A 25,562-nucleotide genomic window follows, 5' to 3' on the forward strand; every position below is an offset into this window, starting at 1 on the left:
AGAATCTCAATTCTGAGACTCTTTTTTATTTTGTTAGTTTATACTAAGTTGTTTGCTACAAGGTATTCTGCAATTTGTACAGCGTTGGTTGCGGCTCCTTTCCTTAGGTTGTCTGCTACAATCCAGAGATTAAGCGTTTTCGGCTGTGAAAGGTCTCGTCTTATTCTTCCTACGAAAACTTCGTCTTTTCCTTCGGAATACAGAGGCATCGGGTAGTGGTTGTTTTTAACGTCATCCATTACTACGACTCCTGGTGTTTCAGATAAAATTTTTCTTACTTCATCCAGTTCAAATTCATTTTCAAACTCGATGTTTACACTTTCTGAGTGACCTCCCTGTACCGGAACTCTTACTGCAGTTGCTGTTAAATTGAATGTATCATCTCCTAAGATTTTCTTAGGCTCTTTCATCAGTTTAATTTCTTCTTTAGTATAATCATCATCAGCGAATACATCACAATGAGGTAATGCATTCTTGAAGATCTGATATGGATATACTTTTTCAGTTTCATTTCCACTGATTTCACCATTTAGCTGATCTACGGCAGCTTTTCCTGTACCTGTTACAGATTGGTAAGTAGAAACAATTACTCTTTTTAAATCATACTTTTTGTTCAAAGGTCCTAAAACCATTACCAACTGAATGGTAGAACAGTTCGGATTTGCAATGATCTTGTCTTCTTTAGTCAATACATCTGCATTGATTTCAGGAACAACCAATTTTTTATCTGGGTCCATTCTCCATGCTGAAGAGTTATCGATTACCGTTACTCCTGCTTCTGCAAATAGAGGTGCAAATTCAAGAGATGTAGAACCGCCCGCAGAGAAAATCGCAATATCCGGTTTGGCAGCTATAGCGTCTTTCATGCTTACGATCGTAAATTCCTTCTGTTTATACTTCACCTTTTTACCTACAGATTTTTCGGATGCTACCGGAATTAATTCTGTTACAGGGAAGTTTCTCTCCTCCAAAACTTTAAGCATAACTTGTCCAACCATTCCTGTTGAACCTACTACAGCTACTTTCATTGATTTAATTAAAAATTTAAGATTAAACTATTTATAAATTATAACGCATATAATTTCTTTGTTTGTTTTAAGCTCCAAAGACTCTTGTCCAAGGGAAAGCGAATGCAAATAAACCTACTGCAATCAATCCCATGATCACAACTCCGATAGAGATGGTATCGTTTGATTTTACTTTTTTGTTAACGATAGTCATTAATACTGCTGCAATAAGCATAGAGAATGGGTGTTCAACATATTGGAATCTTGCATAGGCATCGCTCATTAATGTTCCGGAAGCCAAAGCTGCCTTCACACCAGGTGAAACAAATAATAAGAAAAGTCCTGCTAGAAATTGAACGTGAAAGAAAATCATTGTGAAAAGTGTAGTTTTCTTTAAAAACTTGTTCACTTTTCCACTGAAACCAAACATGGTTGCTAAAAGTGCAATGATAAATAATGTCACTAAAAGTAATTCCAGATATCCGAATCCTTTGTGGGCATTAAGTAAAATCTTGTAAAAATCCATAATCTATTTTTTTTATAGACAAAGATAACAAAAATCCCGGCTCAAAGCCGGGATTCATATTTATAAAATCTAATATTGTGATAATTAGAAGTTGAATGATAGAGTTGCAGTCCAAGTTCTACCGAATCCGAAGAATACCTGGTTAGTTTGGCTAACTCCTTTATAATTACCTGCTGCTTGATAAGCTGCATATTCTTTAGCAAGACCTGCAACAGTTCCACCTTTGATTTCAGCATATTCCTGAGCTGAAAGGTTAGCGTGAGTATTTGTATTTGACTCAGCAATGTATGTTGTATCAAATAAGTTATAAACGTTACCTCTGATCGTGAAATACTGTTTGCTGTTTAGGTTGATTCTATATGATAGACCTAAATCAAATAGGTTGTAGCTTGGTAATTCTAATGTTCCTTTTTGAGCTGCAGCTTGAGTTCTGAAGTTGAACGCATCTAAGCTCGCATATAGGTTGTTCGTATTTCTCCAAGTAGCATCGAAGCTTAGGTTTCTAACAGGTTTTACTGTTACTCCTAAAGCAGCTGTCATCTGTGCAGCATCACCTACTTTTACTTTATCTAAGTATAATGTAGCTTCGTTACTTGTACTTCCTGGGAAGTTAAGAGGTTGGTTTGTACTGTCTTCAAAAAGAGTTGCATTAGCATTTCCTTTATAGTACCAATCTCCTACAGAGAACATACCATTGATGGTTAATACCTTATTAAGAGTATAGTTAGCATCTACTTCTACTCCCATGTGAACCTCATTCAGTCCGTTCATTTCTACATAAGCAGTTTTACCTGCAACAACATCTCTTAGGTTAGATTTTCTAAGGTATCTATCATCCCAAGTTGTTCTGTATATGTTAACGTTAGCATTGAAGTTTGCAGATCTGAATCCATATCCTAATTCTACACCGAAGATTTTTTCGTTTGTAAGATCCGGAGATACGATGTTCTCGTTACTTCTGTATACTGCATTGAAGAATGGTTGTTTCTCATAGTATCCAACATTTCCGAAAACGTTGTGCTGCTCGTTGATGTTATAGTTAACACCTGCTTTAACGTTGTATCCGAAAAGATTTTTGAAACCAGTTTTAGTATTCATGATTTCTCCTCTCTTAGAAGTTGAAACTCCGTCAATAATGAAGTTGTCAATTCTTTGGAATCCTTGGTTAGATACTGACCCTTGAATAAATGCTGAGATTTTATCATTAGTATATTCGAACTGTCCGAAAGCTCCGTACCAAAGTACTTCACCATCGTTACTATATCCGATTCTATTGCTCATAGGATCAATTTTTCCTCCAAATGGGTTCCAGCTAGCTTCTGGTTTAGATACTGCTGTTACCAAGTTAGGTGGAATATTTTTATTGTTTTTATCAATATATCCGCTTGCTCCTAATAAGTCAGTTGCTACCTGATAGTGGTATCCATAGTAATATCTTGCATCAACACCCGCAGAGAACTTAAAGTTATCATTGATAGTGTGGTTGAAGCTTGAAATTAAACCAAACCAGTTGTGTGAATTGATAGATGCGTTTCTGATAAGTACTCCTTTATCTGGTGTAGAAGCTTGGTTAGCTGCAAATACATTATCAAAATTATATAATCCAGTATTCTGATCTCTGAAAGTACTTAAGCTCTTTCCGTTAGCAGTACCGGTAGTGTTTGTTCCTCCACCTCTACCAAAAGAACCATATAATACAGTGTTAAGTTTTGACTTCTCACTCATTGTCCAGTCCCAGTTTAATGACATTACTGGCTTGTGGTAATAGTTTACTCTTGCAGAATATTGTCTTCCGTTCAGATAACCCCAGTCTGAGTTATATTTTCTGTCCGGAGTTCCATCATGATCTGGATTGTATTTAATATAATCGGAAATAGCGATTGCGTATGATCTTTGGTTGTGCCATTGTGGAGCTCCAGTAATTGTAAACTGAAAGTCATGGTTACCTCCTGGCTTTTTGTATCCTACTGCGAAATAGTAGTTGTATCCTTCAAATTTAGTTCCGTCTGCGTACATAGAACCTGCAGTTCTAGACATTAAGAATGAAGAAGACCATCCTTTTTCAGATTTTCCTGTATTGTAAGCGAAAAGAGATTTTACATAGTCATTGTTACCAACTCCTAGAGAAACAACTCCGCCTTGCTTTTTGTCAGCTGCTCTTGTAATGATATTTACAGTACCACCCACAGAAGCAATTGCTAATTTGGATGATCCAAGACCTCTTTGTACCTGCATTGCAGAAGTTACATCAGATAATCCTGCCCAGTTTGACCAGTAAACTGATCCTCCTTCCATATCGTTTACAGGCATACCGTTTACCATTACGGCAATATTGTTTTGGCTAAATCCTCTAATATTCAGTTTAGAGTCACCAAAACCACCTCCACTTTTAGTAGCATAAACGGATGGTGTTGTGTTTAGGATCTCAGGGAATTCCTGGTTACCTAATCTTTCAACAATTTGTGCTTCTTTAATCGTTGAAACTGCTACTGGAGTTTTTCTATCTTTAGCGATATCTGCAACACCAGTTAATACAACTTGTTCAATATCATTGGACTTAATTTTTGTAGAGTCCTGAACTTGTTGAGCATAATAGACACTAGCTGTAGATAAAGTAATTACTGCAGTTAGCATCGATTTGTTGATTAATTTCATAATCGTTAGTAATAATTAGATTTAATTTTCTGCAAAATTCGCAAAATTAAATTTAACTATTATTAACTCAATGTTAATTTTTAATCAGTCTTAATAATATCAAGTATCTGATTCTCAATATTGTAAATAAAAATTGAATTTTTGTATGAAAAAAGTCATGTTATTGAATTTTTAATAAAATAGGACTGTTTTTGTTAAAAATACAACGCTATTTCACTGCTTTGAGACTCAAATCAATATTCTCAGCCGAGTGTGTAAGGGCTCCTACAGATATATATGTAACCCCTGTGGTAGCAATTTCCTTAATCATATCACGGGTAATTCCACCTGATGCTTCGGACTCACATGAACCATTGATCATCTTTACAGCCTGCTTCATTGTTTTAACATCCATGTTATCAAGCATGATTCTGTCAACTTTTGCATTGATTGCTTCCTGTACTTCTTCCAGATTTCTTGTTTCAACCTCGATTTTTAACTTTTTCTTGGTCTTTTTAACATATTCCTTTGCCATTTTTACGGCATTCGTAATGCTTCCGTTGTAATCAATATGATTATCTTTAAGCATGATCATATCATAAAGACCGTATCTGTGATTGGTTCCGCCACCTATTGCAACTGCCCATTTTTCACATATTCTAAAATTCGGAGTTGTTTTTCTTGTATCTAAAAGTTTGGTTTTTGTTCCTACCAATCTTGAATCCCAATCGTGAGTAAGCGTTGCGATCCCGCTCATTCTTTGCATGCAGTTAAGAACAAGCCTTTCTGTAGATAAAATCGATCTTGCACTTCCTGTTACGATAAAAGCGATGTCTCCCACTTTTGCTGCCTCACCATCTTTGATAAATGTTTCAACCTTTAGATTCTTGTCAAAGGTTTTGAAAATGATCTCAGCCAATTCTACTCCTGCAAGGATACAATCATGTTTTACCAAGAGTTTTGCACTTTGCTCCAGCTCTTTTGGAATAGTAGAAAGTGTAGAATGATCACCATCCTGAATATCCTCTTCTAAGGCATTATTTATAAATGTCTTTAATGCTTTATCGGTAACGTAGCTTGGTTTTTTCATTATAATATGTTTTTTAGGCTAGATCTTTATTGTAAAATGCTCCCTTATTTTCTGTCATTTCCATAGATTGGGTAATGATAAGGTGAGCAACGGTAGTTAAGTTTCTTAATTCAGATAATTGTGGTGAAAGAATAGAGTAGTGATAGATTTCATCTACGGCAGCTGCGATTTCCTGATGTTTCTGTAGTGCCATATTCAGACGTCTGTTGCTTCTTACAATTCCTACCAGATCACTCATCATTTCCTGAAGCTGCTTTCTCAGGTAGCTGACAATTACCATTTCATCCATGATTTTCATTCCTTCTTCATTCCATTCCGGAACGGCTTTAAGGTCATCGAAGTTGAAATGATTTTCATTTAAGAGGTTAACGGTTTTCATCGCAGCATTATGTCCGAATACCAACCCTTCAAGAAGAGAGTTTGAAGCAAGTCTGTTGGCTCCGTGTAATCCTGAATTGGTGCATTCTCCTACAGCAAAAAGATTTCTGATGGAAGACTGTCCGTCTCTGTCTACTTCAATTCCTCCCATAAGGTAGTGGCATGCCGGAACTACAGGGATTAATTGTGTGAAAGGATCAATTCCTTCATCCTTACATTTTTTATAAATGTTAGGGAAATGTTCTAAAAATCTTTCTTGGCTCATCTCACGGCAATCCAAACCTACATATTCATCTCCTGAAATCTTCATTTCATTATCGATGGCTCTTGCTACAATATCCCTTGAAGCAAGCTCTTCACGCTCATCATACTTTTGCATGAATTTTTCGCCTCTTTTGGTTCTCAGTTTTGCTCCGTCACCTCGTACTGCTTCAGAAATTAGGAAAAGCATTCCGTCAATCTTGTTGTATAGAGCGGTAGGGTGGAACTGGTAATACTGCATATTGGAAACTTTACCTTTTGCACGTGCTACGAAAGCAATTCCGTCTCCGGTAGCAATAGTAGGATTGGTAGTGTTTTTATAGACATGTCCGGCTCCTCCTGTAGCGACCAGTGTTATTTTAGAGGTGATTTTTTTGATTATTTTGGATTTCTCATCCAGAATATAAGCGCCATAGCAGTGTATGTCTCCTTCATTAAGCTCTTTTCCGGGAACGTGGTGCTGAGTAATGATATCAATTACGTAATGATGATCAAGGATTTCAATATTGGGGCTGTTGTTGGCTGTCTCAAGTAATGCTCTTTCGATTTCGAATCCAGTGATATCTTTATGATGTACGATTCTGTTTTCTGTATGACCTCCTTCTCTTCCTAAGGCAAATTTGCCATTCTTCATATCGAATTGTGCGCCCCATTCTACAATTTCATTGAATCTTGCGGGGGCTTCTTTCACCACCATTTCTACAACATTGCGTTTGTTTTCCCCATCTCCGGCACGCATGGTGTCTTCAATGTGTTTTTCAAAGTTGTCTTTCTGAAAATCTGTAACTACAGCAAGTCCTCCTTGCGCATACTTAGTATTACTTTCGTCTTCATCAGATTTGGTTACAATAATGATTTTGGCATCAGGGAGCTGTTCAGAAACTTTAATGGCATAGGAAAGTCCGGAAATCCCGGAACCAATTACTAATACATCCGCTTTTATCATATGCTGGCTTTAGGTACAATCATTTAAATATTAAATAAATTTAAACAATTTTTCGTTTGGTTTTCTTACTTTTTTCATGTGCTGGAAGTGATCTTCCTCAGAACGGTAGCCTAAAGCGAGGGTGACGGTTACTTTTTCTGTCTCTGAGTTTATGTTCAGAATTTCTTCTATCAGGTCCTGGCGGAAACCTTCCATGGGGCAAGAGTCAATATTTTCAATAGCGGCGGCATACATAAGATTTGCCAATACTATATAAGACTGTTTTTCTGCCCAGTTGAAGATTTCATCCTGTGTTTTTTGATTAATATGCTGGCTGATACTATTTTTGAATGGATCAAGCTGTTCAAGAGAAATTTCTCTTACCTCGGAAATGTGATTGAAATAGCCACGGATATAGCTTTCTTCAATCGTTTTTTTTGAAATAATGACAACAAGGTGAGAACAGGTGGAAATTTGTGATGGATTATAAAAAGCAGGAATTAATTTCTGTTTCATTTCCTCACTTTCTACAATGATGATCTTATAAGGCTGAAGTCCCAAAGAACTTGCAGACAACTTTCCTGACTCAAGAATGTTGTGAAGTGTTTCCTGAGGAATGATCTGATTATTAAATTTTTTTACAGAGTATCTTCTGCTTAAAGCCTCCAAATAGTTCATTGTACAAATTTAAGAATTGAATATGAATAAAGAGTCTTTTAAATGAAATATATCCTCTCAATGAATACAAAAAATCACCCCGAATAGCGGAGTGATCTTTATAATATGAATGAAAATGTGATTAATCTCTGTTTTTAACAATTATCCAGCCTGAAAATTTTACAGGAGTGCTGTTTTTGTTGTTTTCATTCCATGAAACGGAGTACCAGTAATTTCCGGTAGGAACTCTTCTTCCGTTTGCGGTTCCGTCCCATCTGTACTTGTTGTCTTTATTTGCCTGGTAAATCTGAACGCCATATCTGTCATAAATATTTACCTCAAGACCTTTCTTGACTGCTAATGCAGAATAATCGATGGAATCATTGATACCATCATCATTAGGGGTAATTACGTTTACAAGATTAGGTACAGTAATGTTGACTTCAACAGGCTGACAGTTGTAGCTGTCTTTTACATATATCTTTGCTTCTCCTCTTACTACATTAGTAAAAGTATTAGAGTCCTGCCAAAGTACATTATCTATTGAGTATTGGTAAGGTGGTGTTCCTCCTTTTACATATACTGTAACAGTGCTTCCTGAAATATCAATACTTGAAACTACGGGATTTTCTGATGCATAAACAGTAACGGTTTGTACTACGGAACATTCTCTGGTTTTTAATTTTACCCAATAGCTTCCAACGCCTACATTGGTGATTTTCTGAGTTGTTGCACCGGTACTCCATTCGTAAGCATTAAATCCAGGTCCGGCATCTAGTGTTGTTTTGCTTTCCATACAAATTATTTGATCCTTCAGAACCTGGGAATAGGTGGGAGGAATTACTGTCAAAGTAATTTTAGCAATAGAATAACAGCCGGTTGAATTGCTGGTAACTTTTACATATACTACACCACTTGGCGCTATATAAGTCGTGGAATTGGATATTTCATTAGTTCCGTCGATAGCGTCGGTTAAAGAAGGGTAATATTTTTTTGTAGTCCCATTCATTAAAGTAACGCTTGCTGAGGAAAGATTAAAAAGAGCAGTAGATGGATTAGTTTCTATAAAGCAAGATGATATTGGGACATTGTTTACAGTAACTTCAGGGTGAAGTTTTAATGTGACTTTTGCGGTACTTACACATCCTTGGGCGGTGGTCACTTTTACATATATTGTAGCGGGACCTGATGCGTAGGCAAAAGGATTGGTGATTTGGTTTGTTCCGGCATTCAAATCATATAATGTTGGATAGAATTCTTTAGTTACTCCTGTTAATGTGGTTACATCAGCAGCATCGAGATCAAAAGTTGCTGTCCCTGCATTGTTGTTATTACATCCCGTAAGAGTTGCATCGGTTGCGGCAAATGGGGTAGGGGTGAGTTGTATAATTCCATCACCATTATCACAAAGGGTAGATGTGGGGTCTTTTATGACAACCTTGATTGTTGTGTTTCCTGTGTATTGAAAGCTTGATGGATTGGCAATTGGAACAGGATCACCTAATATATAGTAAGTGAAAATATAGTTCCCGGGATTATTTACAAATTGTGAATTATAAGAAGTAAGATCTACGGTACCATGTCCTGTAGCCGGATTTGTACATACGAACGGACTGACGGTGTTGTTTAAAATAGGCACTTTATCTACAAATACTTTAGCATTTTTAATAGAGTGTCTGGCGCTGGCTCCTCCTGTTGCTGCTGAGAATCCAAAATATCCTTGAGTCATTCCCGCCGCATTACCTGAAGGAGCAAAAGACTGATCAACGATAAGGGTGCCATCTATTTTGATCTTAATAATCCAGTTGGTAGGATTACTAAGGTCTGTCTCTCCGTTTACTTCTACGTGTCTGTAAGTATTTCCTACAAAAGGAATGGTCGCATTAAGATCCGGAGAGTGGAATGTGCTTCCGGCAGTATTGTTAAACTCAATATTATTTCCTGCAGTATTATTTGTTCCATATAAAAGATGAACTTTACTCATCTGACCTTCAGTGGTATTGTTGAAGATGTCAAAACCTACCATCAGTCCGGAAGCATTAGCAGGAATTCCTAATCCTCCTCCTGATACGAAGCCTGTAGGAGGGTTAGCAAGATACCAGAATGTGAATCCGTCTCCTCTTCCAAATTGAGTAGTTCCGTTTCCGTCAATTCTAAAATCGAATTCTACTTTCCACTTATCGCAATAGCTCAAAGTAATTGGAGTAGATAACTTAATGGCTCCGTATCGGCTTGTCTGATCAGTAGTAAGCCTTATGAAATCATTATCTACAACAGCATCTGAAACAAGATCCCAGCCTGTAGTACTGACTGGATTTCCAGTAAGTTGGTAAGTTTGTGAAAATGATTTTCCAGGAAGGCAAAATAAAATAGCCAATAAAAAAAAGAGTATATTTTTTTTCATAGAGGAAAAGTTATGGGTTGTTAGTTGTTTTGAATGGTCAAATTGTAATCATGTATTAAATTGAAATATTGATAATTTTTGAATTATGTTTGTTTTAAAGCGTTATTCTCTGTTTTTTACCAATACCCAGCCTGAATATTTGGTTTCTGTATTGGCTTTGTTATTTTCGTTCCATGAAATAGTATACCAGTAAGTTCCTGTAGGTATCCTTTTTCCTGAAGCGGTACCGTCCCATGTGAAGTTTCTTATCTTATTTGCTTCATGGATTTTGTTTCCATATCTGTCATATACCACAAAAAGCAAGTTTCTCTTATAAGCTAATGCGGAATAATCTATAAAATCATTTACATTATCACCATTTGGCGTTATGGCATTGATGAGGTTTGGAATAGTGATCTGAATATGAACAGGTACACAATTGTAGAAATCCTTCACGAAAATTTTTACTTCACCTCGGGCTAAACCTGTGAAAGTATTGGAAGTCTGCCAATCAGCTCCGTTCAGAGAATACTGATATGGTGGAGTTCCTCCTGTTGCATTGACTGTGATTGCATTATTATTAATGTCAACACTTGAAATAACAGGATTGGGAGATGACATTACCTTTACAATCTGAGTGGTATAACAATTTCCGGTTTTTAATTTTACCCAATATTCACCCACTCCTATATTTTTAATAGATGAAGATGTTTCTCCGGTACTCCATAGGTATTCGCTAAAACCAGGACCTGCATCCAGATCCGTTTTTTCTTCAATACAAATAGTTTTATCCTTTAATATTGACGATTTTACTGGGGGAATAACAAAAAGATTGATCTTAGCAAGAGAAAAACAACCGTTTGCATCCGTTACTTTTGCATAAACTGCTGTGCTTACGGACATGTATTGTAGCGGGTTGATAATTTCATTCGTGCCGTTAAGTGCATTGGCAACTGAAGTGTAGTATTTTTTACTGAATCCTGTCGTTAAAGAAGTTACATCGGCTGTTGTCAGATCGAAAACTGCATTGAAGATATTTCCTTCAATAAAACAAGATTGGAGCGTTGCTTCCTTTATAGGTGTTTCAGGATAAAATGTAAGGGTGATTTTTGCCGTGCCTACACACCCTTGCGGGGTTGTTACTTTTACATATACAATTCCTGGAGGGGATGAGTAAGTGTCAGGAAATAGTATTTCATTAGTTCCTGCATTCAGATCATCCAGGGTTTTGTAATATTTTTTACCAACTCCCGGAATATCTGTTACAGCAGCAGAATTAAGATTAAAAATAGCAGTTCCTGCTTTGTTGTTATTACATCCAATGAGTGTTTTATCTTCAGCTTTCAAGGGGGCTAGTGTCAACAGGATTTTTCCATCAGGGTTGTCACAGAGAACACCTGCGTTATCTTTTATGACTACGGTTACAGTTGTATTGGCGTTGAATTGATAATTCGTGGGATTAGAAATAGGAGTGGAGCTTCCTAAAGGATAATAAGTGAAAGTGTAATTTGAAGGATTATTGATAAACTGAGAATTAAAACTTGTCAAATTTACGCTCCCATAGCCTGTGGTAGGGTTGGGGCAGAAAGATTGAGTTGCCGAGTTATTTAAGATAGAAACCTTATCGGTATATATTTTAACATTTTTAATGGAGTGTCTTGATCTTGCAGATCCTGTAGAAGCAGAGAATCCAAAATATCCTACCGTCATTGCAGCAGCTGTACCTGATGGGGCGAAAGTCTGATTACAGATTTGATTTCCGTCAATAGTTATTTTTATGATCCAGTTAGTAGGAGTGTTGGGATCTACTTCTGCGGTTACTTCAACGTGCTTAAAGGTTGTCCCTTGAAAAGGTTGTGTTGAATTCAGATCTGGAGAATGGAAGGAACTTCCCGGAACATTAAAAAACTCTACATTATTGGTGTCACTTGTGTTTGTTACCTGCCCATAGGCAACATGTACTTTGCTCATTGTGGCAGTTGTTGTATTGTTGTAAGTATCAAATCCTACAATAAGTCCAACTGCATTTTGTGAGACTCCTAGTCCCGAACCTAATACACTTGCTACCGGTGGATTGGCGAGATACCAGAATGCAAGCCCATCTCCGTTAAAGGTTTGGTTGGAATCCATTCTGAAATCGAACTCTACCTTCCATTTATCACAATATTTCAAGTTGATAGGTTCATTCAGCCTGATAGAGCCAGATTGACTGGTAGCGTCTGGTGTTAGCTGAACGAAATCACCACTTACCTGTGCAGGAGAAACGGTTGTCCATCCTGTAGCATTTATAGGATTGCCGGTCAGTTGGTAGGTCTGGGCGAATGAATATCCAGATAATAAAAATAAAAGAATAGAAAGATAAAGTGATAAATTTTTATTCATTTAATTGGGATTTAGCATCTTGTAAAGATATTAAATCCAAACTAAAAAATATGTATTTAATGTTAATTTTGTTAAAAAAATTAATTATTATTCAGAAAATAATATTTGTTATGATAAAATAATGAATCTTATCTGCGTATTTGTGAAATTTTATTAATTAAATTAAAATAAAGAGTTATTATCTAATCCTTCAAAATAAGTATCAATTTCGAGATCTGGAGAAGCTGCTGCTGCAACGGCTAGCTTGTCACAAAGCTCGTTCTCAAAATGTCCTGCATGTCCTTTTATCCAGTGCATTTTAGGAGTGTGCTTGTTATATAGCTCAACGAACTGTTTCCAAAGATCTGGGTTTTTTACATTTTTCCAGCCTCTTTTAATCCATCCTGTAATCCAGTTTTGGTTAATCGCATCAGATACATATTTGCTGTCTGTATACACATGGATGTCATTTTCTGTAGACTTCAGTTTTTCCAGAGCGGTGATTACGGCAAGAAGCTCCATTCTGTTATTCGTTGTTTTTCTGAAACCTTTAGAAAATGTCTTCTGATAATTTTTTTCAGGAACGCGCATGAGAATTCCATATCCACCTTTTCCCGGGTTTCCACTGCATGCGCCATCTGTGTAAATTTCGATTTTCAAGCCTGTCTTATAAAATTGAATTATACTAAACTTCTGATATTACAGAAATCATACGAATGTTTTAACGAAGTAATTGTCTGTAAGTATTAATTTAAAAAACTAAAACTTAGAATGGAAAATCATCATCATCATCAAAATCATTCATGGATGATCCAGAAAGTTTTGAGCTGTCAGGGAGATCAAAGGCTGCTCCTGGCTGGATAGTCGTCTTTATTTTATCAAAACCACTTGGTTCTCCGAAGTTAGATGGGTATCCTCCTCCTGCGCCACCATCAAAAGCGGCTTCAATATCTCCGAATTTTGCGAAATGCTTTAAGAAAGACAATCTTACATCGGCTGTAGCACCATTTCTGTGTTTTGCGATAATCAATTCTGCCTGATTTTCAGTTGAGGTTTCCTGTCCTTCCTCATCATTATCCCAAACGGTAATTTTATAATATTCCGGTCTGAAGATGAAAGATACGATATCGGCATCCTGCTCAATCGCTCCGGATTCCCTTAGATCTGAAAGCTGAGGTCTTTTTCCGGGACGGGTCTCCACACTACGTGAAAGCTGAGAAAGTGCAATTACCGGAACATTTAATTCTTTTGCGATTGCCTTTAATGAACGTGAGATCATGGAAATTTCCTGTTCACGGTTTCCTACTCCTTTTCCGCCACTACCGGCAGTCATCAGCTGAAGGTAATCCACCATGATGAGTCTTACCCCATGCTGCATTACAAGTCTTCGGCATTTTGCACGGAAGTCAAATATGGAAAGTGATGGCGTTTCATCAATATATAACGGGGCATTTTCCAATTCAGATACATTAGAGAATAGTCTTTGCCATTCTTCATCGTCAAGAGTTCCTTTTCTCAATTTTTCAGAAGAAATTCTGGTTTCAGAAGCAATCATCCTTGTGATAAGCTGTACTGATGCCATCTCGAGAGAGAATAGTGCCATTGGAATTTTGTGACCTACGGCAATGTTTCTTGCCATTGAAAGAAGGAAAGCCGTTTTTCCCATCGCGGGACGTGCCGCAATGATGATAAGGTCAGAATTCTGCCAACCACCAGTTTCTTTATCTACATCTCTGAATCCTGAAGGAACTCCGGAAAGACCTTGTTTGTCCTTTAGAGACTTAATTGTATCAATTGCTTGTTTTACTAATGAGTTTGCTGTATCGAACCCTTTTTTGATCGTACCATTGGTGATTTCAAAGAAAGATTGTTCAGCTTTATCCAAAAGTTCAAAAACATCAGTTGATTCCTTGTAAGAAGAATCAATTACATTAGCAGAAACATTAATAAGGCTTCTTAAAATATATTTTTCAAGAATAACACGCACGTGGTATTCAATGTGCGCAGATGAACTTACTCCCATAGTCAGATCAATGATGTAATGATCACCGCCAGCCTGGCTTAGTTTGTCTTCTTTTTTTAAATCCTGAATAATGGTCATTAAGTCTACCGGATGATTGCCTTCGTAAAGCTTCAGGATGGTAGAGAAAATGACTTGGTGTCTTGGATCGTAAAATACCTCAGGGGTAAGAAGGTCAATGGAGTGGTCAAGACCTTTTTTGTCAATCAAAAAAGTTCCGATAACAAGTCTTTCGAAATCCACTGCATTGGGAGGCATTTTTCCATCCGCAATAGAAAGTTCTTTTGCAAAGTTTCCGTGTGTAAGGGATGATAATGTTTCTTTCTGCGCCATGGTGCAAAGATAGCTTATTTAAAAAATATTAAGAAAATAGTATTCAACAAATTATTAGCAGTCTTTCGGAAAATACTGTCAATAGGAGATTGAGATTGTTGATAAAAAAAATCACCTCGTGTGAGGTGATTTTTTTATATAAGAGAAAAGTTTCTTATTTATTTTTTACCAATACCCATCCTGAGTATTTTGTTTCGGTATTTTCTTTGTTGTTCTCGTTCCAAGAAATGGTATACCAATAAGTTCCTGTTGCGATTTTCTTGCCTGATGCGGTTCCATCCCAAGTGTAGTTTCTTATTTTGTCTGCTTTATACAATTGGTTTCCGTATCTGTCATATACTGTGAATACAAGATTCTTCTTATATGCTAATGCAGAATAATCTATGACGTCGTTTACGTTATCTCCGTTTGGAGTAATTGCGTTGATCAGATTTGGTACTGTAATCTCCACTTGAATAGGTGTACAGTTGTAAGTATCTTTTACGTATACAAAGTTCTGTCCTCTAGGAAGTCCTGTGAAAGCATTAGAATCTTGCCATGCAACACCGTCTATAGAATATTTGTATGGAGGGTTTCCGCCAGCTACTGTTACTACAATATTGTTATTTGTGATTTCAATATTTGTAACGGCAGGCTGTGTGCTAGGATTTATACGTACTTCCTGAAGAGTGAAACATTTTCCAGTCTGAAGTTTTACCCAGTATGTTCCGATTCCTACATTGTTGATAACCTGTGTCTTTTCACCAGTGCTCCATTCGTAGCTGTCAAAACCAGGACCCGCATCTAATGTCGTTTTAGCCTCAGCACAAATGATTTTGTTTTTTAAAACTGTGGATTTTACCGGAGGAAGTACTGTCAATACGATGTTTGCGATGGTATAACATTGTGTAGCATTGCTTACTCTCGCATATACCGTTGTACTTTCTGTAAGATAAACAGTAGGGTTTGTAATTGGGTTTGTCTGTGTTTTGGCATCGGCTACAGTTTTATAATAGCTTACAAGTGTCCCAGCTGGAATTGGGAATGGAACTCCAATAGCAGCTTTAGTCAGGTCAAAAGTTGAACGTGTGATATCTGTTTCAATGTAACAGTTTTCAATAACAGCATTAGTTACTCTTACAACCGGATGGAATTTTAACGTAATTGTAGTGGTAGCTTTACATCCAAAAGCAGAGATGACTTTTACGTGTACGGTTCCTTCAGGAGCAACGTAATTAGTAGGTTCTAAAATTTCATTAGTTTCCGCATTCATGTCTGCAAGAGTAGGGTAATACTTGATGGTAGCCCCTGCTCCGGAAAATACGGTTGCCGTGGTTAAATCAAATTTAGCTGTACCTTCATTATTGTTGTTACAAGAAAGTAAGGTTGCTGTATTCGCGGTAATGCTGGCATTTACAAATTTAAACTTTCCTGAAATGAAGCATCCGTTTCTAGGGTTGTTCGGATTGCTTGGGTCTTTGTATAAAACCTTGTAATAATAGGTAGTTGTAGCATTTACTGTTTCAATCGTAAGAGCATTGTCTCCTGTGATTACATCGTTAGTATCCTTATAGTAGCTTACTTTGAAGTCCGGGCTGTTTCCATTAAGGATTCCTGCTGAAAGAGTGGAGAAATCAAAAGTGGTTGGAAGTCCGCAGACCATTACTTTGCTTGGGTCTGTTTCTGGTGTTGAAGGGATTCCGGGAGTGATGAATGGGAAAGGAGCTAAAACTGGATCGTTAAATGCAGAACTTAAGCTTGCAGTTCCTGTCCATGTCATAGAGAAACCATCATCGGTGTGATCAAAGTTGTCAACAACCAAATAATAAGTTTCACCTGCTAATACGTTCATGTAAGGGCTCCATTCCTGGGTGTTCATTGTAGATGTGTTAGGTGGCATTGTAGCTGGAGGATTCAATGTCAGACTTAATCCTGTTTCTCCTGAGGCTACTTCCCCATAATAGTTACATCTGATAGGTTGTATGAATTCATGAGCTGCATTTTGTAAAGATGCACATCCATTTGTGGTAGGACCATAAACGGCAAAGTCATAATCATCTGTAAGAACGTTTGATTTGATTTTGAATGCTAAAGTTCCCGGTGTTGAAACGGTGAAAGTATACCAAACAGAATAATGTTCATTACTTGCAAGGCATCCTCCGTTTTTATTCAGTAACTCTATGATTTGTCCAGGACCTGAAGGGGTATAGGAAATATCCGAGTTTCCGCAGATGGGAATCGCTGAAACGCAGTCTGATTGTGAATAGACTGCTTGTGTGATAAATAAAATTAAAAGAAATAGTATTTTTTTCATTGTTTAAAATGATTTTTATGAAACAATCTGAGGTTAACTAGTTTTTATTATAGCAAAAATATGTAAAGCCACCTTAAGCAGCTTTACATATTTAATGAATTATTCTCTGTTTTTTACGGCAATCCATCCTGAAAATTTGAAAGCTGTATTTTTCTTGTTGTTTTCATTCCATGTTAATGAATACCAATATGTCCCAGTTGGGATTTTTTTACCAGCTACGGTTCCGTCCCATTTATATCCGTTGGATTTATCAGCCTGATGGATTTTAACGCCATATCTGTCATAGATACTTAATACAAGATCTTGCTTATCTGCCATTGCGGAATAATCTATAGCGTCGTTTATTCCATCTCCGTTTGGAGTGATAAGGTTGATAAGATTTGGTACCAGAACAGAAATTACAATAGGCTCACAGTCATAAGAATCTTTTACATATACTTTATGTGTTCCTCTTGCAACGTTGTTGAAAGTGCTGGAAGTTTGCCACAGGATATTATCCATAGAATATTGATATTCCGGTGTTCCTCCTATAACGTTCACATTTAAAGTGTTATTTGAGATATCTACATTGGTAATGACAGGTTGCTCAGAAGCATATACTTTTACATTTTGAAGAGTAACGCAATCTCCGGTTTTTAATTTTACCCAATATGATCCAACACCTACATCTCTAATCGATTGAGTGGTAGCGCCAGTGCTCCATTCGTAACCGTTGAAACCAGGTCCTGCATCTAATGTCGTTTTATCTTCCATACAAATGATTTTGTCAGCTAAAACATTAGATTTTACAGGAGGTAATACTTTCAGAGTGATTTTTGCAACGGTATAACATTGACGGTTATCCGAAACTCTTACATATACAACGCCATTTGGAGCAACGTAATTTGTTGCATTTAAAATCTCGTTTGTTGCATCAATCGCATCTGTTAAAGAAGGGAAATATCTTTTTGTAACAATTCCTGTTCCTGGAGTTGTCACCACTGCTTTATCAAGATCAAAAAGTCCTGTTGATGGATTTGTTTCGATGAAGCAAGCTTTAAGTTCAAAGTCTTTTACCTGTACCGGAGCGTAAAGTTCTAAATTGATCTTTGCAATATCAGAACATCCTTGAGGTGTTGTTATTGATACATAAATAACATTTGTTGAAGATAGATATGCATATGGGTTTGTAATTTCGTTGGTGCCTGCGTTCAGGTCTTGCATTGAAGGATAGTACTTCTTTACAACAGTCCATGCAGGATCGTCAAACACATTGGCAGTTGTCAAATCAAATAATGCTGTATTTGCATTATTGTTATTACACATTGTCAATGTTGCGTCCTTTCCTTTAATATTTCCTTGCTTGAATTTGAATTTTCCGATTTCCCTACAGGAATTCATCGGATTGTTCGGATTGATAGGATCTTCATATCGGATACTGTAGAAATAAGTCGTTGTAGTATTTACCGTCTGAGGAGTTGTGATCGAATTGTTTCCGGAAAGAGCCTCGTTTTGGCTGTAGTGGTAACTCACAATAAAGTTGCTGTTTCCGTTTACAATTCCAGAAGTTAAGCTGCTGAAATCAAAAACAGCAGGGTCTGTACAGATGATTACTTCATTCGGATCCGTTGGAGTAGCGTTAGGAACTCCCGGCGGAATGAAAGGATTAGGAGTAAGTGCAGGGTCATTAAATGGAGACGCTAGTGTTGCTGTACCTCCCCATATCATAGAAAATCCGGCAATGTTTATGGAAAAATTGTTAATCAATAAGTAATAGGTTTCTCCTGGTAATACATCCAGATATTTTGCCCATCCGTCAGCGTTTGAACCTGGCTGTCCATAATAATCATAAGGATCCGTTGAAGTCATATTAAGACCTGTAGGGCCGCTTCCTCCCGGTGTTGAACATCTGATAGTGTTTCCTTTGTTGGCACATGTTATGTTGGGTCCCCAAACGTACCAATCGTAATCTGAAGGTGAATTGGGAGTAATAGCAAATGTTAAAGTTCCTGCCGTTGCCACGGTAAATTTGTACCATACAGAATATCTTTCCTCATAGCTACCACAGTTACTTTCAGGTAGTTCTTGAGTTCCGAATCCGTCAGGTGTATAAGATATATTTGAATTACCACAAACGGAAAGAGCATCAACACAATCTGATTGCGAATAGAATGTTTGTGATAAAAATAAGATAAAAAAGAGTAATGCTTTTTTCATTTTAATCAATTTAAAATTTTCAATCCTAGTAAATTGTTTTTTGTTTATATAACTAGTTTTATGTAATAATCAGCTTTTGAATTAATATAATTCTGTGAAGGCTGTATATACAGCATTCTGCCGATTTATTTGCAGGATAGTCAACCAAATACAGGAAGTCTGATACAAGATTTCATCCTTTTCTAAGCAACTCTGAAACAGTGTTCAGATCTTTCTAGGGAGTATCCGGGGGTGTTTTTTAAGATGCTCTAAGAAAAACTTAAAACTATACTCTATACAATGTTATCCGGTTGAAATAAGTGGGGTTTTTATCCAAATGTGGATTGTTGAAAATGGTAAAATTTGTAAAGGTTTATTCATAGATGGGTATTTTATAGCAAATATAAAAAATTATTAATGTTAAATTGAAGATTTTAAAATATATTTAAATAAAACGCTGGATTGTCGTATAATATTGTATTTCTTTTTTTTACAATACATTTAATTTTTATGACGAATGTTTTTTGAGTGGATATTATATTGGCTTGTGGATTGTTAAAATGCAAAAAAAAATCTCAGGTTAAAATATTTAATCTGAGATTTTTAATTATGATAATAAATTTCTTTTTATTCTCTGTTTTTCACCGTGATCCATCCTGAAAATTTAAATGAAGTATTCTTTTTGTTGTTTTCATTCCATGTTAATGAATACCAGTAGGTGGCAGTTGGAACCTTTTTACCAGCAATAGTTCCGTCCCATTTGTAGTCGTTGAATTTATCAGCCTGATAAATCTTATTCCCGTATCTGTCATAAATGCTTAATACAAGATCTTGTTTGTCTGCCAAAGCAGAATAATCTATTACATCATTTATTCCATCTCCGTTTGGAGTAATCATATTTATTAGATTAGGGACAATAACAGAAATTGCTATAGGATCACAATCGTACGAATCTTTTACATATATTTTGTGTGTTCCTCTTGGGGTGTTGGTGAAAGTATTTGAAGACTGCCAATTAATATTATCTATAGAATATTGATACTCAGGGGTACCACCAATAACATTTATGTTTAAAGTATTATTTGAAATCTCCACATTTGTAATTACAGGTTGTTCAGAAGCGTATACTTTTACGGTTTGTAGAGTAATACATTTTCCGGTTTTTAATTTTACCCAATATGATCCAACTCCTATATCTCTTATTGACTGAGTAGTGTCACCTGTGCTCCATTCATAACCATCAAACCCAGGTCCGGCGTCTAATACCGTTCTGTCTTCCATACAGATAATTTTATCTTTCAAAACGTTAGACTTTACAGGAGGCAATACTGTTAGAGTAATTTTTGAAATGTTATAACATAGGCGACTGTCAGTTACTCTTACATATACTACACCATTAGGAGCAATGTAAGTCTGTGTGTTAGAGATTTCGTTTGTGGAATTTACAGCATCTGTTAAAGAAGGGAAATATTTTTTTGTAAATGTCCCATTTCCTGGAGGTGTTACTACAGCGGTGCTAAGGTCGAAAAGACCTGTTGATGGATTTGTTTCAATAAAACAAGTTTTGATTTCTGTGTCTTGTACTTGTACCGGAGCATAAAATTCCAGCTTGATTTCTACTATATCAGAACATCCATCTGCTGTTTCTATCAATACGTAGATTGTGTTAGTTGATGATAAATAAGCGTAAGGATTTGTAATTTCATTGGTCCCTGCATTAAGATCTTGTATAGACGGATAGTATTTCTTAGTAACAGTGAATGCCGGATTGTCAAATACATTAGCTGTTGTTAAATCGAAGACCGCAGTATTAGCATTGTTGTTATTACACATTGTCAATGTTGCGTTCTTTCCTTTTATGTTTCCTTGTTTGAATTTGAATTTTCCAATTTGTGTACAGGAATTGATCGGATTATTTGGGTTTACAGGATCCTGATAGCGAATTCTATAGAAATAAGGTGTCGTGGTATTTACATTCGCAGGTGCTGTGATTTCATTGGCTCCGGAAAGGGCATCATTCTGATTATTATGATAAGTGACTATGAAATTGTTGTTTCCGTTTATGATTCCGGAAGTTAGGCTGCTGAGGTCAAAAATGGAAGGGTTTGAACAGATGGTAACCTCATTGGGTTCCAAAGGATTAGCATTAGGTTGTCCAGGTGTAATAAATGGATTAGGAGTAAGCGCTGGATCATTAAATGGCGAGGCTAATAGGGCTGTGCCTCCCCATATCATGGAAAATCCATCAGTATTGCCTGGGGTGTAGTTATTGATTAAGAGATAATAAGTCTCCCCGGGTAATACATCAAGGTATTTTGCCCAACCGTCTGCAGTAAAACCATAGTCGTATAAGTCCGTTGCTGTTGTGTTAAGACCTGTTGGTCCGCTTCCTCCAGGGGTAGAACATCTGATGGTGTTTCCTTTATTGGTACATGTTACATTGGGACCCCAAAGATACCAGTCATAATCTGAAGGAGCATTGGGAGTAATGGCAAACGTTAAAGTTCCTGCTGTTGCTACTGTGAATTTATACCATACAGAATATCTTTCGAGGAAAGAGCCGCAGTTTCCTTCAGGAAGTTCCTGGGTTCCAAATCCATTAGGAGTATAAGATATACTAGAATTACCACAGACGGCAATAGCATCAACGCAGTCAGATTGTGAATAGAATATCTGTGAGAAAAGTAAGATAAAAATAAGTAATGCTTTTTTCATGTTGTTTTTGTTTTAAAAAGTAATGAATATCATTTTTATTAATCCCAAGCTGTTCATATTTTCTTAATTAATATTAGAAAAATGCAGAGCAATAGTATTTGTTAAAAGCTAATCTAAACTGAAAGCTTGAACGAATGTCAGATGTTAAGGGAATAGAAATTTTATCCCAAGAATAATCAGGATTATTAAGATTAAAATAATATTCATGACGAAATAATTTTTATATTCTCAAATATAAAAAAAATACAAACTGAATAGTAAATGCTTGCTAAATAGGTATTTATTTTAAATATTCGCTAATTAAAGTGAATTGTTTGTTGTTGTTTTAATAAAGCTTGATAAAAAATTCTATAAAAAAAATATTTTCATTAATGCTTCAATTAGGATATTGCTTAAGAATGTCTTAAATAATTGATTTTTTAGCCTTCTGTATAGACTAATATTGCATTTTTCTTAATTTAGGATTGGTGCCTCCAACGAGTAAAGCGATCAAAACAGTCATGGTTCCACCAAAAACAACAGATCGTACAACCCCTAATAACTTTGCCATAAGACCACTCTCAAACTGTCCCATTTCATTACTGGACATAATGAATATCGAATTCACACTTAGAACACGTCCTCGGATGTGATCAGGTGTTTTTAATTGTACAATGGTACCTCTGATTACTACAGAAATTCCATCCAGCATTCCACTCATTACAAGGAACATAAAAGAAAGCCAATACAGCTTAGATAAACCAAATCCTATGATGCAAAGCCCAAACCCTGTAACAACGACAAGTAAAATTTTTCCCTGATTTTTCCTTAAAGGAACAATGGATAAAAGAGTAATAATACACATGGAACCAATATCAGAAGCCGCATTCAGTAAACCAAAACCTTCTGCCCCTGAATTTAAAATATCTGTTGCAAATACAGGAATCATTGCAACGGCACCCCCAAAAAGTACAGCAAACATATCAAGACATAATGCACCTAGAATTTCCTTGGTTTTAAAAATATAAGAAATTCCCTCACGCATACTTTCCACAACATTTACTGTTTCTTTTTTGTACTCAGAAAACTGTTTTTTCAGTTGCCAGAAAAATAAAGAAGCAATAAATATCAGAGATAATATGACTACCAATGTCCACTTTACTCCAAAATAGCCAATCAGAATTCCTCCTATCGCATGTCCGCATACCGAAGAAATAAGAAATGTTGCCTGATTCAAGGTTACAGCATTCGGAAGATTCTCTTTTTTTACAATCTTTGGGATCATTGAAGGAACAATAGGTCCAATGAAGGCTCTTGCAATTCCGGTAAAGAAAATAACACTATAAATATAATAAGTAATCTGATGACCAGTAAAATGCATATTTACATTGAGAAACGCAGGAATCAGTAAAAGTCCGATCAGGAAAATATAAGCATAATTGCAGATAAGCAGTAATCTTTTTTTCTCATTCATATCAATAACATGACCTGCATATAATGCACAGCTTACAGCCGGAATCACTTCAGAAAGTCCGATAAGCCCAATGGAAAAAGGGTCTTTTGTCAATTGATATACCCACCATCCCAATAATGTGGCAAGCATTCTGAAAGCTAAAACAATAAAAAATCTCCCGGTAAGAAGGTTTCTGAATTCTATATTTTGTAAAGTTTGTAAGGGGGTAAAGGAAATCATGAACAAAAATAGCCCTAAAAATTTATTTAGGGCTACTCATATCTTGATTTTTAAAAGATATATTAAATATATATCAAAAGATAAAATCTATTTTAGTTTGCTCTTGAAGAACTGATTACAATAGCAGCAACACCGGCAGCTCCAATGATCGTAGCTCCTACAGCAATTCTTGCTTTTCTTGTATCTTTTACCGCAGCCACATTAGACTTAGGAATAATCACTTCTGTACTATCTTTTTTTCCTGCTATACCTACAAGATCATCACCAACAATATTTCTGAATAATATTTTTTGTTTTGGGGACCCGTCTCTCATAGTAACCTTATACACTTTTCCGGCTTCCAGATTAGAATAATTGTTTTTTGAAATATCCTCGCTGTATTTTGTAGTAGCACAAGATGTAATAACAAATAAAGACGTTAATAAAGATGATTTCAACAGTACAGATGCTTTCATTATTTTCGTTTAGTTTTTCAAATTTATAATTTTTTTCGAATATACGTTTTTGGAATTTAAAAAATATCTTTAAAGTTTGTAAATTTCTAATAATTTGGCAATATTTCTGTCATTGGCTAATCTCGGTGTCTTGTTTTGACCACCCAGTTTTCCTTGAGATTTTGCATATTCATGAAAAGCATTCTTCTGAAGCCTTGAAATTTGTAACTTTTGTAAGATATTTCCTGTAATCAGATCATCATAATACGTATTCCTGTTTCTTAGCTGTTGATTCAGTTCATTTCTGAATAGCTCAAGGTCCGAAGGTTCTTTCTCAAACTCTATCAACCATTCATGATAAGGCAGACCTTCCTCAGGATTTACCTGTGGAGCAAGATGAAACTCTGTAATTTGTGCCGGATATTTCTCAAGCGTGGCTTTTATTGCTTCTTCTACCTCAAAAGCAATTACGTGTTCCCCGAATGCTGAAGTGAAGTGTTTAGTTCTTCCACTTACCAAAACCCTGTATGGATTCTTATTAATAAATCTTACCACATCTCCGATGGAATATGCCCACAATCCGGAATTGGTAGTAAGAATAAGTGCATAATCTTTATTGAGCTCAATCTCTCTTAAAGTTAACCTTCTTGCATTTGGTTTTCCATATTCTTCCAATGGAATAAATTCATAGAAAATTCCATGATTGGTTAAAAGTAATAATCCTTCTTTCGTATAATCATCCTGAAAGGCAAAAAATCCTTCAGAAGCTGGAAAAGTTTGAATGATATCTACCTTTCCTCCAAGGAGGTCTTCCATTTTATCACGATAAGGCTCATAATTGACACCTCCAGTCACAATAAGCTGTAGATTAGGAAATAATTGCTTTATTTTCTTTCCGTGTTTCTCTGTCAGTTTCTCAAAGTACATGATCAGCCATGGCGGGATTCCAGAAATAAGAGTCATATTTTCCCGTTCTGTTTCCTCAACGATCTTGTCTACTTTTTCTTCCCAATCTTCCATAATATTGGTCTCCCAGCTTGGCAAACGATTTTTCTGAAGATAATTTGGAATATGGTGGGCTACAATACCTGACAGCCTTCCGGTTTTTATTCCGAAAACTTCCTCAAGTTCCGGACTTCCCTGAAGAAATATCATCTTTCCGTTGACAAAATCTGCATTGTTTTTCTTACTTATATAATGGAAAAGTGCACTTTGAGCTCCTGCGATCTGATATGGCATTCCTTCCTTAGAGATGGGAATATATTTTGATCCTGAAGTGGTACCGGATGTTTTCGCAAAATATTCTGGAGTTTCAGTCCACAGAATATTGGACTGTCCTCTTTTTACCCTTTCAATATAAGGCTTAAGATCCTCATAATCTGCAATAGGAACTCTTTCCTGAAATTCTTTTACAGAATGAATGTTTTCAAAATCATGCTCTCGCCCAAAAAGCGTTTTTTGAGCAGTGTTCACAAGGGAAATTAACAGTTCCTCCTGATTTTTCTCCGAATTATTTTTGAATTCCTCAGCCTTCTGAACGTGTCTTTTTGCCCAGATAAGTGCTGCATTTTTCTTGAAGAAGTTTAACATGGTTCAAATTTATAAATAAGTATAGAATTTGTAGCCATTTTTTACAAAGACAGACATAAAAAAACCGATGAAATGAGTTTCACCGGTTTCTCGAAATTTGATTATGAA

The 25,562-nt window shown here is 36.2% G+C and carries 16 protein-coding genes; all 16 read right to left on the minus strand.

What is annotated here, in order from left to right:
• Positions 1-38 precede the first annotated feature (38 nt).
• The 16 genes from BBI01_RS16750 to BBI01_RS16825 all read right to left on the minus strand — a co-directional run bounded on the left by BBI01_RS16750 (position 39) and on the right by BBI01_RS16825 (position 25,454).
• Positions 39-1,028 (minus strand): aspartate-semialdehyde dehydrogenase, encoded by a 990-nt coding sequence (locus tag BBI01_RS16750; RefSeq protein WP_065395784.1) that lies wholly within the window; start codon positions 1,026-1,028, stop codon positions 39-41.
• Between the two features lie 67 nt (positions 1,029-1,095).
• Positions 1,096-1,533 carry a hypothetical protein gene (locus BBI01_RS16755; RefSeq protein ID WP_065395785.1) on the minus strand — a complete coding sequence of 146 codons (438 nt, stop codon included), beginning with the start codon at positions 1,531-1,533 and terminating at the stop codon, positions 1,096-1,098.
• Between the two features lie 84 nt (positions 1,534-1,617).
• Positions 1,618-4,188 carry a TonB-dependent receptor gene (locus tag BBI01_RS16760; RefSeq protein WP_065395786.1) on the minus strand — a complete coding sequence of 857 codons (2,571 nt, stop codon included), beginning with the start codon at positions 4,186-4,188 and terminating at the stop codon, positions 1,618-1,620.
• A gap of 208 nt (positions 4,189-4,396) precedes the next feature.
• Positions 4,397-5,257, minus strand: coding sequence for a carboxylating nicotinate-nucleotide diphosphorylase (nadC, locus tag BBI01_RS16765; protein WP_065395787.1), 861 nt, complete (start codon positions 5,255-5,257; stop codon positions 4,397-4,399).
• Positions 5,258-5,270: 13 nt separating this feature from the next.
• The gene (nadB, locus tag BBI01_RS16770; protein WP_065395788.1) at positions 5,271-6,842 is read right to left on the minus strand and encodes an L-aspartate oxidase; all 1,572 of its coding nucleotides are present in this window, start codon (positions 6,840-6,842) and stop codon (positions 5,271-5,273) included.
• A 30-nt stretch (positions 6,843-6,872) separates the two neighbouring features.
• Positions 6,873-7,499 (minus strand): NAD(P)H-dependent oxidoreductase, encoded by a 627-nt coding sequence (locus BBI01_RS16775; RefSeq protein WP_065395789.1) that lies wholly within the window; start codon positions 7,497-7,499, stop codon positions 6,873-6,875.
• 121 nt (positions 7,500-7,620) lie between these two features.
• Positions 7,621-9,882 carry an FIDD domain-containing protein gene (locus tag BBI01_RS16780; RefSeq protein WP_065395790.1) on the minus strand — a complete coding sequence of 754 codons (2,262 nt, stop codon included), beginning with the start codon at positions 9,880-9,882 and terminating at the stop codon, positions 7,621-7,623.
• A 102-nt stretch (positions 9,883-9,984) separates the two neighbouring features.
• Positions 9,985-12,243 carry an FIDD domain-containing protein gene (locus tag BBI01_RS16785; RefSeq protein WP_065395791.1) on the minus strand — a complete coding sequence of 753 codons (2,259 nt, stop codon included), beginning with the start codon at positions 12,241-12,243 and terminating at the stop codon, positions 9,985-9,987.
• Positions 12,244-12,405: 162 nt separating this feature from the next.
• On the minus strand, positions 12,406-12,882 hold the full coding sequence (gene rnhA / locus BBI01_RS16790; protein ID WP_065395792.1) for a ribonuclease HI: 477 nt from the start codon (positions 12,880-12,882) through the stop codon (positions 12,406-12,408).
• A gap of 106 nt (positions 12,883-12,988) precedes the next feature.
• Positions 12,989-14,575 carry a replicative DNA helicase gene (gene dnaB / locus BBI01_RS16795; protein ID WP_065395793.1) on the minus strand — a complete coding sequence of 529 codons (1,587 nt, stop codon included), beginning with the start codon at positions 14,573-14,575 and terminating at the stop codon, positions 12,989-12,991.
• A 154-nt stretch (positions 14,576-14,729) separates the two neighbouring features.
• Positions 14,730-16,868, minus strand: coding sequence for an FIDD domain-containing protein (locus BBI01_RS16800; protein ID WP_065395794.1), 2,139 nt, complete (start codon positions 16,866-16,868; stop codon positions 14,730-14,732).
• A gap of 99 nt (positions 16,869-16,967) precedes the next feature.
• Positions 16,968-19,064 (minus strand): FIDD domain-containing protein, encoded by a 2,097-nt coding sequence (locus BBI01_RS16805; RefSeq protein ID WP_065395795.1) that lies wholly within the window; start codon positions 19,062-19,064, stop codon positions 16,968-16,970.
• A 606-nt stretch (positions 19,065-19,670) separates the two neighbouring features.
• Positions 19,671-21,758, minus strand: coding sequence for an FIDD domain-containing protein (locus BBI01_RS16810; RefSeq protein ID WP_065395796.1), 2,088 nt, complete (start codon positions 21,756-21,758; stop codon positions 19,671-19,673).
• Between the two features lie 436 nt (positions 21,759-22,194).
• On the minus strand, positions 22,195-23,430 hold the full coding sequence (locus BBI01_RS16815; RefSeq protein ID WP_065395797.1) for an MFS transporter: 1,236 nt from the start codon (positions 23,428-23,430) through the stop codon (positions 22,195-22,197).
• Between the two features lie 92 nt (positions 23,431-23,522).
• Complete coding sequence (locus BBI01_RS16820; RefSeq protein WP_065395798.1) at positions 23,523-23,885, minus strand: hypothetical protein; 363 nt, start codon at positions 23,883-23,885, stop codon at positions 23,523-23,525.
• A gap of 69 nt (positions 23,886-23,954) precedes the next feature.
• Positions 23,955-25,454 carry a GH3 auxin-responsive promoter family protein gene (locus BBI01_RS16825; protein ID WP_065395799.1) on the minus strand — a complete coding sequence of 500 codons (1,500 nt, stop codon included), beginning with the start codon at positions 25,452-25,454 and terminating at the stop codon, positions 23,955-23,957.
• Positions 25,455-25,562: the final 108 nt, after the last annotated feature.

The organism is Chryseobacterium artocarpi (genome assembly GCF_001684975.1).
Lineage (GTDB): Bacteria > Bacteroidota > Bacteroidia > Flavobacteriales > Weeksellaceae > Chryseobacterium > Chryseobacterium artocarpi.

Excerpts from the sequence above, each read along its gene's own strand:
- BBI01_RS16750 (WP_065395784.1), bottom strand. The coding sequence starts at position 1,028 with ATGAAAGTAGCTGTAGTAGGTTCAACAGGAATGGTTGGACAAGTTATG.
- BBI01_RS16755 (WP_065395785.1), bottom strand. The coding sequence starts at position 1,533 with ATGGATTTTTACAAGATTTTACTTAATGCCCACAAAGGATTCGGATAT.
- BBI01_RS16760 (WP_065395786.1), bottom strand. The coding sequence starts at position 4,188 with ATGAAATTAATCAACAAATCGATGCTAACTGCAGTAATTACTTTATCT.
- nadC (WP_065395787.1), bottom strand. The coding sequence starts at position 5,257 with ATGAAAAAACCAAGCTACGTTACCGATAAAGCATTAAAGACATTTATA.
- nadB (WP_065395788.1), bottom strand. The coding sequence starts at position 6,842 with ATGATAAAAGCGGATGTATTAGTAATTGGTTCCGGGATTTCCGGACTT.
- BBI01_RS16775 (WP_065395789.1), bottom strand. The coding sequence starts at position 7,499 with ATGAACTATTTGGAGGCTTTAAGCAGAAGATACTCTGTAAAAAAATTT.
- BBI01_RS16780 (WP_065395790.1), bottom strand. The coding sequence starts at position 9,882 with ATGAAAAAAAATATACTCTTTTTTTTATTGGCTATTTTATTTTGCCTT.
- BBI01_RS16785 (WP_065395791.1), bottom strand. The coding sequence starts at position 12,243 with ATGAATAAAAATTTATCACTTTATCTTTCTATTCTTTTATTTTTATTA.
- dnaB (WP_065395793.1), bottom strand. The coding sequence starts at position 14,575 with ATGGCGCAGAAAGAAACATTATCATCCCTTACACACGGAAACTTTGCA.
- BBI01_RS16800 (WP_065395794.1), bottom strand. The coding sequence starts at position 16,868 with ATGAAAAAAATACTATTTCTTTTAATTTTATTTATCACACAAGCAGTC.
- BBI01_RS16805 (WP_065395795.1), bottom strand. The coding sequence starts at position 19,064 with ATGAAAAAAGCATTACTCTTTTTTATCTTATTTTTATCACAAACATTC.
- BBI01_RS16810 (WP_065395796.1), bottom strand. The coding sequence starts at position 21,758 with ATGAAAAAAGCATTACTTATTTTTATCTTACTTTTCTCACAGATATTC.
- BBI01_RS16815 (WP_065395797.1), bottom strand. The coding sequence starts at position 23,430 with ATGATTTCCTTTACCCCCTTACAAACTTTACAAAATATAGAATTCAGA.
- BBI01_RS16820 (WP_065395798.1), bottom strand. The coding sequence starts at position 23,885 with ATGAAAGCATCTGTACTGTTGAAATCATCTTTATTAACGTCTTTATTT.
- BBI01_RS16825 (WP_065395799.1), bottom strand. The coding sequence starts at position 25,454 with ATGTTAAACTTCTTCAAGAAAAATGCAGCACTTATCTGGGCAAAAAGA.